The organism is Photobacterium sp. DA100 (assembly GCF_029223585.1).
In the GTDB taxonomy this organism is placed as follows: Bacteria; Pseudomonadota; Gammaproteobacteria; order Enterobacterales; family Vibrionaceae; genus Photobacterium.
In genome coordinates this window covers 1493827-1508652 of sequence record NZ_CP119424.1, presented here as the reverse complement: position 1 = coordinate 1508652, position 14826 = coordinate 1493827, and the positions used below count along the sequence as shown (strand labels likewise).

Genomic DNA, 14826 nt, shown 5'->3' with positions numbered 1-14826 from the left:
AAATTATTCAGGGGCGCTGATTTATATTTATAAAAGCGGTGGCGAATGAGACAAAGATCAAATTTTCGAACTTGATATTAGAATGTTTCATCTGCAAGGTATCTATGAATAGCCATTGATACATTTTGCATATAGGTAATCTTTTATTTTTAGGCTTACTTTGTTGATTATTGATATGCACGTTGTTGATTATGTTTTCGCTTAGGTTCTTGCGGTTGGATTGTTCATCGGATGTCGTAATGAGGTCGGTACCATTGCTGCTTGGATAGAGATATTAGTGCCCATTTAGTCCAATAAGAATAAATCCTCATCAAGGAACAGAAGATGAAGATACTAAAAGCAATGTGGGTTGTATTGCTATGTGGCTTGCTTGCAGCATGTAATACAGACAAAAAAGATCAAAATACGCCGCCACCGATACAAGGTGACTTCACGGTCAATGTCAGCACACCGAAGCTGAAGACTCTAGAAACCGGTGAGACGAAACTGGTGGTCGACTTTACCGTCAATGACGGGTTTGGCCAGCCGTACCAGTTCGATTTGAATAAAGACTTCAGAATTGCGGTAATGAAGGCGATGCCTCAGCGCAGTGGTGGTGAGCGCGATGGCAACAGTTACTGGAAGAGCTTCCACCACTCTAGTAGCTCCAACAGTAAAGCCGGTATGGAGCGGGTTACTGATGGGGTGCTGGAACAAAAGGATGGGGGGTATTCTTACACCTTTGCTATTCCGGATATCCTCAAAGTGGTTGATCCGCATATCCCGGACTCTGCTGATAACGAAGGCTTTATTGCCTGGGATGCCGACAAGCTGCACCGCATCGTGATGGCCTACGGCGAGCAGGGCTATGGCTTTACCCATGTCCATGAGTGGGTACCTGACCCATCCGCGGCAGTGGAAACGGTGTCGAGAAACATTATCGAATATGAAAACTGTGAAAGCTGCCACATGGGTGAACCTCTTTATCACTCGTCAGGCTATCGTGCGATTGATAACAATTTCGCGGTTTGTGCTGCTTGTCACAACGACAGTAACCCGGGTGCCGCGCCTAGCCGTCGCCCATTGTCGGCGATTGTGCACCAGAAACACGGTAACATCTTCCAGGTTGGTAGCGATAAAGAGCCGGTCGTAGACGAAGAAGGCAACCCTGTTGTCGTTGGCAGCCCGTTCCCACAGGATGCGCGCAACTGTACCACCTGCCACAACGACGTGTCGGAGAAAACACCGGATGCCAACAACTGGTTCGAGCATCCGAGCCAGCAGACTTGTGAAACCTGTCACCTGTACCGTGATTCTTCTGCTGAAGGCAGCCAAGCCGGTAGTTCTGCCCACCCAGGTCGTCTTGGTACGGACTGGAATAGGCCTACCTGTACCGGGTGTCACAAGCCGTATGAAGACGATGGTTCCGATGCCGCGCGCAGTGCACGCAGTGTCCACCTGGGACGCCTTGACAACCTGGTGATGGCGCGCGACTTGGTCGATGTTACTATCGAAGAAGCCAGCTTCTCTGCTTCGACCTACCATGTACGTGCTCGCGTCATGCTAGATGGTCGCGGTATCGAAGCGATGTCGGAACTGACTCCATTTATCAAGACTGGTAAGGCTTACTTGCTGATCAACTGGGATAATGGTCAGGGTGCAGAAATCGGTTATTCGTCACCGCTGAACTTTGTTGCGGCAAATACCATTAACCTCGCCAGCGATGCGTGTACCGCGGAAGGCAATGGGTGGTTTAGCTGTAGCAAAACTTTCGGTGAAGACGACAAGCAGCCTGAAGCCGGTTCTATCTTGACCGTATCGGTTGCAGAGATGCCGCTGTGTGCCGATCGCCGTAGTGGTGAGCTGAAAGAATGTGCTTCGTTTACTGATTTTGAAAACATCAATAACCGCGGCCTGATTGCAGCCAATACCACGACAGCATCGTTTGACCAGAGTGGTTTTAGCGACAATCACCAGTTTGTCTTTGGCGCTGAAAAGGAACTGTGTTCGACCTGTCACGAAGGCTTCACCATCCACTTGGAAAGCCATGCTGCGACGGAGCTGTACCAATGTGCAAGCTGTCACAATGCGGAGCGTGTCTCTTGGTACGATGGGATCCCTGGCGATCTGAAATACCATGTTCACTCGTTCCATGCCTTTGGTTCGAAACGCGAAGGCGGTTCTGACTTCCCTGGCGCCCTGAACAACTGTGAGTCGTGTCACACCGCTGAGCAGTATAACCTGCCAAATCAACAGAACGCCCGTCCATCGGCGATCAATGTTGGTGGCGAAGCGAAGTACTTCAGCCCGGCCTTGGTGACTTGTGGTAGCTGTCACTTGGAGTCTGCATTGGGCAAGGTAAACACCAGCAGCCCTGCTGCCGGTGATCAAGCTATCAGCCACATGCTGCGTAATGGCGCGGTGTTTGCGGCAGATACCGCCGAAGAAGCTACCGGTACTGAGCAGTGTGCATCGTGTCACGCGGTTGGTCAGGAAGCCGGCGTTGATCGTGTCCATAACATCTACGACTACCGTTAAGTGAGCTTATCCGGGGGCATGCCCCCGGATAACTGTTGGAAAATAGGAAACTCTAATGAATACAACAATTCAGCGGTGGCTCGTAGCGGTGATGCTTGCGTTGGTGGGCATGGTTGCGTCGGTGCATGCCGCAGATGTTGATCCTCGTGAAGAGATCGAGGCGGTGTTGGATCAGAAGTTCAGTGATGGCAAATATTCCCGCCAGGGGGCTGATGGCTGTATGCGTTGTCATGACGATCAGTCTGAAAAACCTGCGACTGGAATTTTTGACAACATTCACGGAATGGCGGCCAACAAGCATGGGCCGATGAGCGACAAGCAATGTGAAGCTTGTCATGGTCCGGCTGACAACCACCCTCGAAACCCTCGCCGGGGTCAGATGCGCGAGCCGATGATCACATTCGGCCCGAATTCACCAGTGTCACCGGAGAAGCAGAACAGCGTGTGTCTGTCGTGTCATACCGATTCAAGCCGATCGGCCTGGCACAGCAGCGAGCACGCGTTTGAAGATCTGTCTTGTTCGAGCTGTCATAAGGTTCACCAGAAGGATGATCCTATGATGACGCCGAAGCTACAGGTTGAAACCTGTACCTCGTGTCACTCGAAAACAAAATCGGATCTCCACAAACGCACCAGCCACCCGATCCTAAACGGTGATATGCAGTGTTCGAGCTGTCACGATCCGCACCAGACGGTGAATGAGTACAGCCTGAACTTCTCGTCGATCAACGAAACCTGCTATGACTGCCATGCCGAAAAGCGTGGTCCGTTCTTGTGGGAGCATGAGCCGGTGACGGAAGACTGTACCTTGTGTCACAACCCGCATGGTTCGATCAACAGCGGAATGCTGGACAAGCGCCTTCCTCAGTTGTGTCAGGATTGTCACAAGGTGCCTCACGCCAATGTTGATATCCCAGAGAATGATCTGCGAGTGCGGGGCGGAAGCTGTATGAACTGTCATAACCAGGTCCACGGCTCCAACCACCCTCGTGGAAGCGCATTGAGATACTAAGGAGAGTGTCATGAAATTATCTCCATTATGGTTATCAATAACTGCAGCATTGGCTTTCCCTGCGCTGGCGCAGGGAGACTATGCTCTGCAGAATGCCGGCGAGGCTGATACCAGCCGTTGGCGTTGCAGTGATTGCAGTAGTGATGGCGAGTGGACTGGAACCGTCGGCTTTGGCGCTGGTTATAGCGACAATGGCGGTTCAACCCGGTTTAACAACTGGGTGCCGGCAAATACCGGTGAAGGCATGGTCGGCAGTTTCAATGCTGATCTTGAGCGGCATGATGATGATGGCTTCTACCAGAAGGTAAAGGTTGAGGACTTGGGCTTTGACCGCTTTCTCTTGAAGGGCGAGATCGGCCATTACGACGGGCTAAGGGTACGGGGTAGTTACAGTGAAACGCCGTACTACTGGAACAACTCAAGCCTGAGTGCCTACAGCGGTAGCAGCAATGTTCAGACATCGGGTGACTTGAAAGCATTCGATAAGTCAGTGACGCGCAAGAAACTCGATTTGGGTGTGAAATATACACCGCATACGCCTTGGCGCCCCTATGCCGATATGACCTTTGAGAAGAAAGAAGGGACGAAATCCTTCTATACCTCTACGGTCCCAGGTGTGGGTAGTGTGCCGGGTTATATGCAAAAGCCGATTGAGCATGAGACGTTGAATGCAAGTGCTGGACTGAGCTATTTGGAAGAGCGCTGGATGGTGGATTTCGCCTACCGTACCTCGATCTTCAGGAATGACTATACGGCACTGTATTACGGGCCGAGTAGCGATCCCTACGTGAACCAGTTCTCGCTGGAGCCGGATAATGAGTTTCATCAGCTGGCATTGTCAGGCAACTACCGCTGGGACAGGCAGAGCCTTAACAGCCGTATCATGTGGTCTCAGGCCACCTCTGATGGTGGTCTGGATGCCTTCCCGGATGCTCATAACAGGAAGAGCAACTTCAAGGGTCATGTGAATACGTGGCAGGTGGATGCTAACTACCTCAACCGGTTGACCCGCAAAACCAGCCTGAAAGTGACGGCAGATTATCGTGATCGCGATGATCGCTCTGATCTTGATGCGTTGGTGGGGGTGACCCGGACCGAGTATGACCGTACCCAAAGCCGCCTGGGCACTGCTGTTGATCATCGCTTCAGCCGCTCGTTGCGCATGAGTGCTGGTTACGACTACCGGTATGATAAGCGCGAATATGCCGATCGTGAGAGAACCGAAGACCATACGGTGTACCTGAGCGCTCGCTATCGCCCTGACGCCGACTGGAGTGCCGGTGCTAAGCTGTCCTACCAGACACGGGACGGCTCTGATTGGCACAACTCGAGCAGTACAGATGTGAATCTGCGCCAATACTATCTGGCGGATCGCGATCGCATCGAACTTCGCGGTGATGCCAATTATGACGTTAGCGAAAACGTTCAGCTAACAGCTGAGGCCTGGTATGCCGACGAGCAATACCCGACCCCGGATGTTGGTATGAGTGAGGGGCAGGACTACGGGTATGATTTGGGTATCAATGTCTATCTAGAAAACGATACCACGGGCTATGCCTATTATAACCAGCAGTCTATTCGTTCCGAGCAGCAGCACGCCAATAGTAATGAGCCTGACTGGGGTCGATACTCGACCTCGATTGAGGATGACATTACAACGGTCGGTATTGGTTTGAGTCGTGATAACCTGTTCTCCAAGAAGTTGGATATCGCGCTGGACTACAGTTACCACTACGGTCGGGGACGAACGGATACCACAGGTTCTGGTTACCGTTACCCGAACAACAGTTCTAAAGGACACCGTGTTGAGCTGAAAGGCGACTATCGTCTAAATGAGAACCAGACTATTCGCGTTGATATGCGATACGAGAACTTCTCTGAGGACGACTACCTGTTTAATGGCGAAACGGCCAATATGGGGGATGTCAATCAGAAATACGACGGCTACTTTGGTTTTGTGACCTGGGAATACCGATACTGATAGGCGTTCAAGCATGATAAAAGACCGGCCAAGGCCGGTCTTTTTTTTGCTTAAAAAACGTTGATAGGGATGGGAGAGGGAAAAAGGTGTGAGTTGCAGCACGTTACATAGACTAAATATACGAAATGAATTCACCATGTATTATACCTGTATTATTGTATACATGTTTAATACAGGTTGGGATTGATTATGGCAAACTACAGCAAGATTGCTGATCAGCTTATTCAGGTGATCGGCGAAGACAACATCGAGTCGATTGCCCATTGTGCGACACGACTACGGATCATCGTTAAAAATAAAGATCTTATCGATGACAAGAAAATTTCTGATATTGATTTGGTGAAGGGGCAGTTCTTCACATCGGGTCAGTATCAGGTCATTTTCGGCACGGGTATCGTCAATAAAGTCTATGACCAGTTGGCCGACAAAGGTCTTGCAGCAAAAACGGCTAGCGAAGTCAAACAGGAAGCGATTCAGCGAGAGCCGGCACACAAGCGTGCGATGCGTTTTTTCTCCGACGTTTTTGTTCCACTTTTACCTGCCATCATCGCTACCGGTGTTGGTCTTGGTTTGAAGTCAGTGCTGCTTAACCCTGCCATTTTGGCAATGATGGGCTTGACGCCAGAGAGCGTACCTCAGCCTCTGACCGCATTTTTGGCAGCAGTGACTGAAACCGCCTTTGTGTTCTTACCGGCTTTGGTCTGTTGGTCGGCATACCGAGTTGCTGGCGGTTCGCCATCTTTGGGTATCCTGCTGGGCTTGATGTTGATTTCTCCGGCTTTCCCGAATGCTTGGGAAGTAGCTCTAAATCCAGATGTTAGTGCCATCTTGCTATTTGATGTTATTGCGTGGCAGGGATATCAAGGCTCTGTGCTGCCATCGCTGGTTGTTGGTTTGATGGGGGCGAAAATTGAGAAGCGCCTGAACAAGGTAGTTCCGGATGTTTTACAACTGATCCTTGTTCCTATCTTATCAGTGTCTATCACTCTGTTCCTGGCATTGAGTGTACTCGGTCCTGCACTTCAGGTCGTGGAGCAGGGCATTGGTTTTGTATTGACGGGACTTGCTGATATTCCATTTGGCATTGGTGGCTTTATTTACGGCTTGTTCCTGCAAGCGATTGTGGTCACGGGTATGCACCACATCATTACCATGTTTGAAGTCATGCTGGTTAGCCAGACCGGAATGAACCCAATTATTGCGCTCGGTATGCCTTCAATGGCGGCGCAAGGTGCGGCGGCTCTAGCTCTAGCTTATCGTTCACGCAACAAAAAACTCCGTGCGGCGGGTATTCCTGCGGGTGCCACGGTTTATTTGGGTATTACAGAACCGGCTATTTTCGGTATGAACCTTCGCTTCGGTATTCGTCCTTTCGTAGTGGCTTCGATAGTCGGTGGTTTCGGTGGTATGGCTGCGGCACTTCTGGAATTGGCTGCACAGGGTAACGGTATCAGTATGCTGCCGGGCATCTTGTTCTACACCTATGAAATGCACCAATTCGTATCTTATGCAGCGCTGATGATCATTACTTCTGTGGTTGCCTTCATTGCCGTTTGCTTGTGGGGAATTCCGAAGAAAATGCTGGAAGATTACCCTGCGGATGTTGAAAGCAAATCTCTTAGACATAAGCCTTCAACAAAGAAGCCGGTAACAGACAGTAATGTGGAAACAGCGTGATGATTGATAAGTCGAATCGATTTCGAGCGTTAGGGACAGCCAAACCCGGAGAACTAGAAAGCCTTCGCCAACAAATGCTGGCGCAGGATACGGATTATCTTCCTGCTTACCACATTGCACCTAAAACGGGTCACTTGAATGACCCAAATGGCATGGTCTTTGATGGCGAAAAGTACCACCTGTTTTACCAGTGGTTTCCATTTGGTCCCTTCCATGGCATGAAGCACTGGAAGTATCTGATCACCAGAGACTTTATCCATTTTGAGGAAGGGGATGTACTGGCGCCAGAAACTGAGTTTGAAACGCATGGTATCTATTCTGGCGGCGCAATTTGTATCGATGGCTATATCTACTGCTTCTACAGTGGCAATGTGATGAATGAGGATGGTGAGACATTCTCACAGAACCAGAATGTCGCCAAGTACTCAACCGATGGGAAGCTACTTGATAGATGGAATATTGTGCCTGAAGCCCCTGCTGGGTATACCGGTAACTTCCGCGATCCAAGCCCATTTATCAATGATGAGGGTGAACTGATGTTCGTGGTGGGCGCCCAGCGTGAAGATGAAACCGGTGCGACACTACTGTATAAGATGACATCGCTGACTCAAGCTGAACTGGTGGGTGAAGTCAGTTATGGCGGAGTGTCGGATCTTTCACTGCAAGCCGCTGTATACATGCATGAGTGCCCGGATATCAGCCATTCCAACGGCAAAGATTTGTTTATCCTCTCACCAATGGGCTTGAAGCCGCAGGCAGAGCGTTACAACAATATCTTCAGTTCTCAGTTGTTGATTGGCCAGTACCAGAAAGGTGAAATGCATGCCGAGCAGGTGATTGAACTCGATAAAGGATTCGATTTCTATGCGCCTCAGACTTTCACTGATAGCGAGCGAAATATTATGCTCGCTTGGTGCGGTAATGGCTCATTGAGCACTCCGACGGAGCTACTGGGTTGGAAGTTCATGCTTTCCATGCCGCGTGAGTTGGTAATGGTCGGAAGCAAATTGGTACAGCGCCCATTGGCGGAGTTTGAACAACTCAAACAGCCTTTGGTGACATTGGAGCGGCCAGGTTGCTATGACATTGACGGTAATCTCAGTCAATCTCACATTATTGTCGATGATATCGATGACCAGACATTTAGCTTTACCCTTTTTGAAGGCGTTGAACACAAACTCATGCTGACTTATCAAGACGGAAGCTTGTTGCTTGACCGCAGCCAGACAGTCGAAACCGATGATATGAAGCGTTTTGGTTCTGGGCGGAGAGTGACGTTGAGCAGTTTGCAGCAGCTAGAAATCTTCATCGATAACTCAGTGATTGAGATTTTCATCAATGGTGGGGAAGAAGTGATGACATCACGGTTCTTTATCCCGAACCGGAGCCATAACATAGCCTTCGACGGTGCAGCTGAAGTAAAAGTATCTGAAATGTCTGCTATTTCTCTATACTAAGACTTTTCCGAGTCTTTCTATCCTAATAAAACGTTATCCGTGTTGGGGGTAACGTTTTGGGCGCCCCTTCCATCTTTCGGGGCGCCTTTCCTTTATTCATTGGCCTGTCTATTGGTTATCGAAATTACTCGTTATAAGCAACAAGCTCAAAGTCGTACTCGCTAGTTTTGAAATAAACCGTTGAAAGCTCAAAGATCTGGCCGTCTTTGAGGTATGAAAGCGATTCGTTGATCAAGATAGGTGTCAAAGGGTCAATGTCGAAATATCCTTGAATACGTTTTTCCGGTAAAGCTGGCTTTAGCTTCTGGGTGATTTGGCCAATGCTATAACCTTTGGCATCTAGGTAAGCGAACTTCGAGCCAGCCATATCTTTTTCAGTCATCTCTGGTAGATAGCTGACCGGAATATAAAAGGTTTCGAATGAAGCAACGCGATTATCTAACAGTCTTTGACGTGAGCAGCAATAGACGGGTGAGTTCTCGGCTATTTGTAGCTTCTGAGCAACCGCAGGTGGCGCCTCAATAACTGCGAAATCAATCACTTTATTACTGACTTTTTGACCACCTATTTGGCTCTCTTCAGTTAAGCCCACGACATTGACAAAGCTGTGCTTCAATTTCTGCTGGGCAATAAAAGTTCCTTTACCTTTTTCGCTGTATGTCAACCCCTCATCATTCAGTATCTGAATCGCTTTACGGACAGTTACGCGGCTGACGTTGAAATCTTCCACCAGTTGCTTTTCTGAAGGCAATATCGAACCCGGCTTGAAGTTACCGCGTTCAATTTCTTGTTTAATAAAATCTGCAATTTGCACATAGAGCGGCAGTGATTGCTTCTGCGCAATGTAATTCGTCATCATCCCTCCTGGTGAAGAGTCAAATTATACCTGACTGATAAGGGGATGGCAGCTAACTCAAATGTTACTTTGGGGTTAGCAACAAAAGAGGGGTTTATGTTGACAAGCAAACTATCGATTATGCTTTTTGATGACTGAAAGTGAGTTACAAAATGTAAGGGTGGCATGCATCGCAAGCTGAGGTGTCTTGTTGTTCGCCTATAAAGTGTGATCTAAATCTCTTATTGGTTTTAGCTGATAGTGTGAAAATGCATAATGTGTGACATTTATCACTAAGTGATCAATAGTTGTTCGTCATTAAATTGTGATATCGATCGTTATATAGTAATTGACAAAATTGGAATTAGAGATTTGTAGCAAAGTTTCATTACAGATTTGCAATTTAGATCACGGAGAAAGTTGTATGGAGGGCTGCTTTGGGGATGTGGCTCACAAAAAACCCGTCATCAGATCGGTTTAAAAATTCTGTGTTAGATTAATTGGGTACTAAGCAATTGGACGGTTTTGGCGAACCGTACCTAACACAAAATCTATAACTGAACATCAGACGGGGAATCGATATGATATCACCAGATGCAAAGATCAAGATACAAAATTTTGGTCGTTTCTTATCTAACATGGTGATGCCTAACATTGGCGCATTCATTGCGTGGGGCTTCATCACAGCACTTTTCATTCCAACAGGTTGGTTTCCGAACGAAGAACTAGCTAAGTTGGTCGGTCCTATGATCACTTACTTGCTGCCGCTACTCATTGGTTATACCGGTGGTAAATTGGTCGGTGGTGAACGCGGTGCCGTAGTGGGTGCCATTACAACCATCGGTGTGATTGTCGGTACCGATATCCCGATGTTCATGGGTGCGATGATGGTGGGACCACTGGGCGGCTGGGCAATCAAGCGCTTCGACCGCTGGGTTGACGGCAAAGTGAAGAGCGGTTTCGAGATGTTGGTGAACAACTTCTCTGCCGGTATCCTTGGTATGCTATGTGCCATTCTTGCCTTCTACATGATTGGTCCATTCGTGAAGGTACTGTCATCAGCATTGGCTGGTGGGGTAAACATGCTGGTGAGTGCAGGCCTGCTTCCTCTGACCTCAATTTTTGTCGAGCCAGCGAAGATCCTGTTCCTCAACAATGCCATTAACCACGGTATCTTCTCGCCGCTGGGCATCCAGCAGGCCAATGAAATGGGTCAGTCAATCTTCTTCCTGATCGAAGCAAACCCAGGTCCAGGATTAGGCATTCTTTTGGCATACATGGTGTTCGGTCGCGGTACGGCGAAACAAACGGCGGGCGGTGCATCAATCATCCACTTCTTCGGTGGTATCCACGAGATTTACTTCCCATACATCCTGATGAACCCACGTCTTATCCTGGCGGTTATCGCAGGTGGTATGGCGGGTGTCTTCACCCTGACAGTATTCGATGCAGGTATTGTGTCTCCAGCATCACCGGGCTCTATCTTCGCAATCTTGCTGATGACTCCTAAAGCGTCATTTGTCGGGGTAATCCTTTCAGTTATCGCTGCAACATCCGTGTCTTTCTGTGTTGCTGCACTGCTGATGAAAACGCAGAAAGTGACAGACGAAGAGGGTGACGATCTCGCTGAGGCAACTAGCAAGATGAAAGGCATGAAAGCCTCGTCTAAAGGCTCTCCAGCAACCGTACTTGCCCAATCAGAATTCAATCTAGCCAACGTGCGCAATATTATCGTCGCTTGTGATGCCGGTATGGGCTCCAGTGCGATGGGTGCCAGCCTACTACGTAAAAAAGTTCAGGAAGCTGGCCTTAATATCAGTGTAACCAACTGTGCTATCAATAGCTTGCCGCAAGAGGTGGATATCGTGATTACTCATAAAGATTTGACTGAGCGTGCCCGTAAGCATGCTGCCAATGCCCAGCACCTCTCGCTAACAAACTTCCTTGATAGCCAGGTGTACAACGATCTAGTAACAAGCATTGTTGCTGCCAGCAGCCCAGCAGCTGCTAACGATGGTGAGATGGTAAAAGTCTCTCCGGTGGCAGCCAACGACGACAGCTATGAGGAGCAGCCAATGCAGGTGTTCCAGATCCAAGCTGAGAATATCCACCTTGGCCTCAAGGCGAACAGCAAAGAAGACGCTATTCGTTATGCCGGAGAACAGCTAGTCAAACTGGGCTATGCACAAGACGAATATGTTGATGCCATGTTCGAGCGTGAAAAACTGGTTCCGACGTACCTTGGCGAATCTATCGCGGTACCGCACGGTACGGTGGAAGCCAAAGACAAGGTAATGAAAACCGGCATTATTATCTGCCAATACCAAGACGGTGTGCAGTTTACTGAAGACGAGGACGATGTGGCGAAACTGGTCATCGGTATCGCAGCCAAGAACGATGAACACATTCAGGTAATTACTACCATCACCAATGCACTCGATGATCCAGAGGCGATTGAGCGCTTGACCACGACCAGTGATGTCAACGAAGTGCTAGAAATCCTAGCCGGCGAGAAGGCCGCTTAACCCCCATCATTGAGTCACAACGAGGCCGGTGTTCCCCCTCCTGCCTCAACCCTCTAGCGCTTTATTAGAGAATAAGTTTTTAGGTAGGAATTATTATGAAAGCAGTACATTTTGGTGCAGGTAACATCGGTCGTGGTTTTATTGGTAAATTGCTGGCAGACGCGAATGTAGCCGTGACTTTTGCCGACGTTGATGAGCCGTTGGTTGACCAACTTAGCCATGACCAGTCATACAAGGTAAAAGTGGTGGGTAGCGAGTGTAAAATCGATACGGTTACCCATGTCACGGCGGTTAACTCAGCCAGCCAAGATGTGATTGACCAGATCATCCACACCGACATGGTAACCACCGCGGTAGGTCCTAACGTGCTGGACATTATTGCCAAAACCATTGCGACCGGTCTGACGCACCGTTTCGAGTCTGGTAACAATAATCCGCTAAACATCATCGCCTGTGAAAATATGGTGCGCGGTACGACTCACCTTAAACAAGAGGTTTACAAGCACCTCAATAGCATTTACCACGGTCAGGCTGATGAACTGGTGGGCTTTGTCGATTCAGCGGTTGACCGCATCGTTCCGCCATCAGAAGCGGCCAATGATGACCCATTGGAAGTAACAGTAGAAAGCTTTAGCGAGTGGATTGTCGACAAACAGCAATTCAAAGGTGATATCCCAGCCATCGAAGGCATGGAAACGACTGATAACCTGATGGCCTTTGTAGAGCGTAAGCTGTTTACCCTGAATACCGGCCATATCGTTACCGCTTACCTTGGTGCCTTGAAAGGTCACGAGACGGTTCGTGATGCGATTGAAGACCAAGAAATTTATGACCAAGTAAAAGCTGCCATGCAAGAAAGCGGTGAAGTGCTGATCCGCCGCTACGGGTTTGATCGTGATATGCACAATGCCTACATTGATAAGATCCTTAGCCGCTTTGCCAACCCATATTTGCGTGATGAAATCGATCGTGTTGGCCGCCAGCCAATCCGTAAACTGGGTGCGAATGATCGTCTGATCAAGCCGTTGCTGGGCACAATGGAGTACGGTGTTGAAAATAGCACTTTGCTAAAAGGGATTGCTGCAGCATTCAAATACACCAACGACACGGATCCACAGGCAATCGAGCTGCAAGCATCGCTCAAAGATATCGGTTTGCGCCCGACACTGGCGAAATACACCGGCCTTGACGCTGAAGGTGAAGAAGCCAAACAGATTGAGGCACTTTTTCAGTCTCTGTAATGAATACAAAATAAAGGAGGTGCAATGCGCCTCCTTTTCTTATTGGCACTAGGGATAAGTCATGAAACATACGAGGAGTAAATACAGTGTTGGCGATATGGTTATCGTCAATCTCGGGATGATTGACCCTGACTTCGGGCAGGAAATTTGCGGATGGGTTGGTACTGTCGAAAACTGTCGTTTCATACCAGATGCAGGCTACATTTACACGGTACGCTGGAGTGATGAAACACTTGAGAAAAATAGCGTATTAAAGGTTTCATGCAATGAGCTTGGGCTAGATTTTGAAACCATGCAATTGCTTGAAAGAGACCTTTCTTTGTATTTATCTGTGCGGGGTAAGCGGTTTATTCGGGAATGCCTGGCTTTACCAAGACGGGATAGGGCGCTTTCATATGCTGGTTTCGTTTTTTGCTAACTGGATTTTGGTTATTTATGTGTTTAAAAACACATGAAATACCTAAGCTTACTTGAAGTAACTTGGCTGTAAACAATGTTCGAGTTGGGTATAGTGGTCAAAGAAAGACAATGATGGGATGACTTATGCTTTCACCAACAACGAAAATTAAAATTCACAGCTTCGGCCGCTTTCTTACCAATATGGTATTGCCAAATATCGGTGCATTTATCGCCTGGGGCTTTCTTACCGCCCTGTTTATCCCGACCGGTTGGTGGCCGAACGAAACGATAGCCCAGCTTGTCGAACCCATGATCATCTATTTGCTACCGCTGTTGATTGGTTACTCCGGGGGGAAATTGGTGGGTGGCGAGCGCGGTGCCGTGGTAGGGGCCGTGACGACCATGGGAGCTATTGTCGGTACCGATATTCCAATGTTCATGGGGGCAATGATCCTCGGACCTATGGGCGGTTGGATCATCAAGAAGTTCGATCAGGCTGTCGAAGGTAAAGTTAAAAGCGGCTTTGAAATGTTGGTGAATAACTTTTCGTCCGGTATCGTTGGCATGATTTGCGCCATTGTTGCTTTTTTCATGATTGGCCCGGCGGTCAAAATCATTTCAGTTGCTTTGGCCGCTGGTGTGAATGCCATGATTAGTGCTGGCTTGTTACCGTTGACGTCTATTTTTGTTGAGCCGGCCAAAGTCCTATTTTTGAATAACGCGATTAACCACGGGATCTTCTCGCCGCTTGGGGTGCAGCAGGTTCGCGAAGCCGGGGAGTCGATTTTTTTCCTGATAGAGGCCAATCCGGGCCCGGGGCTGGGGATATTGCTTGCGTATATGGTGTTTGGCAAGGGAATGGCGAAGCAGACCGCCGGGGGAGCCACTATTATCCACTTTCTAGGTGGGATCCATGAAATCTACTTCCCGTACATTTTGATGAAGCCTCGCCTCATTATCGCGGCGATTGCTGGCGGAATGGCTGGGGTGTTCGTATTGTCATTTTTCGAAGCCGGCATGGTCTCCCCAGCTTCACCTGGCTCGATTTTTGCGATTCTATTGTTAACGCCAAAAGCCTCATTGCTAGGTGTCGTACTATCCATTGTTTCGGCGACGGTGGTTTCTTTCGTTGTTGCTGGGGTGTTGTTGAAAACAGAATCGAATGCGGAAGAGAGAAGCAAA

The 14826-nt window shown here is 48.7% G+C and carries 9 protein-coding genes and 1 pseudogene; 9 read left to right on the top strand and 1 reads right to left on the bottom strand.

Going from position 1 to position 14826, the window contains the following annotated elements; translation table 11 throughout:
* Positions 1–324: 324 nt before the first annotated feature.
* The 5 genes from PTW35_RS24525 (at position 325) to PTW35_RS24505 (ending at position 8644) form a co-directional block, all read left to right on the top strand.
* Positions 325–2517, top strand: a complete 2193-nt coding sequence (locus PTW35_RS24525; RefSeq protein WP_281027864.1) for an OmcA/MtrC family decaheme c-type cytochrome — start codon at positions 325–327, stop codon at positions 2515–2517.
* A gap of 55 nt (positions 2518–2572) precedes the next feature.
* A complete protein-coding gene (locus PTW35_RS24520) occupies positions 2573–3529 on the top strand; it encodes a DmsE family decaheme c-type cytochrome (protein WP_281027863.1) in 957 nt (318 codons plus the stop codon).
* Between the two features lie 10 nt (positions 3530–3539).
* Complete coding sequence (locus PTW35_RS24515) at positions 3540–5510, top strand: MtrB/PioB family decaheme-associated outer membrane protein (protein ID WP_281027862.1); 1971 nt, start codon at positions 3540–3542, stop codon at positions 5508–5510.
* 189 nt (positions 5511–5699) lie between these two features.
* The gene (locus PTW35_RS24510; protein ID WP_281027861.1) at positions 5700–7187 is read left to right on the top strand and encodes a PTS transporter subunit EIIC; all 1488 of its coding nucleotides are present in this window, start codon (positions 5700–5702) and stop codon (positions 7185–7187) included.
* Positions 7187–8644 (top strand): sucrose-6-phosphate hydrolase, encoded by a 1458-nt coding sequence (locus tag PTW35_RS24505; protein WP_281029139.1) that lies wholly within the window; start codon positions 7187–7189, stop codon positions 8642–8644. Before PTW35_RS24510 ends, PTW35_RS24505 begins: the two co-directional genes overlap by 1 nt.
* A 124-nt stretch (positions 8645–8768) precedes the next feature.
* Here the strand turns inward: PTW35_RS24505 and PTW35_RS24500 are convergent, their stop codons facing one another.
* On the bottom strand, positions 8769–9458 hold the full coding sequence (locus tag PTW35_RS24500) for a GntR family transcriptional regulator (protein WP_281027860.1): 690 nt from the start codon (positions 9456–9458) through the stop codon (positions 8769–8771).
* Positions 9459–10060: 602 nt separating this feature from the next.
* Between PTW35_RS24500 and PTW35_RS24495 the strand changes: the two genes are divergently transcribed.
* The 4 genes and pseudogenes from PTW35_RS24495 to PTW35_RS24480 all read left to right on the top strand — a co-directional run.
* The gene (locus PTW35_RS24495) at positions 10061–12004 is read left to right on the top strand and encodes a PTS mannitol transporter subunit IICBA (protein ID WP_281027859.1); all 1944 of its coding nucleotides are present in this window, start codon (positions 10061–10063) and stop codon (positions 12002–12004) included.
* Between the two features lie 95 nt (positions 12005–12099).
* Positions 12100–13245 carry a mannitol-1-phosphate 5-dehydrogenase gene (locus tag PTW35_RS24490; protein WP_281027858.1) on the top strand — a complete coding sequence of 382 codons (1146 nt, stop codon included), beginning with the start codon at positions 12100–12102 and terminating at the stop codon, positions 13243–13245.
* A gap of 61 nt (positions 13246–13306) precedes the next feature.
* The gene (locus tag PTW35_RS24485) at positions 13307–13663 is read left to right on the top strand and encodes a hypothetical protein (protein ID WP_281027857.1); all 357 of its coding nucleotides are present in this window, start codon (positions 13307–13309) and stop codon (positions 13661–13663) included.
* Positions 13664–13788: 125 nt separating this feature from the next.
* A pseudogene (locus PTW35_RS24480) lies at positions 13789–14817 on the top strand (PTS mannitol transporter subunit IICBA); the annotation flags it as partial.
* Between the last annotated feature and the right edge of the window lie 9 nt (positions 14818–14826).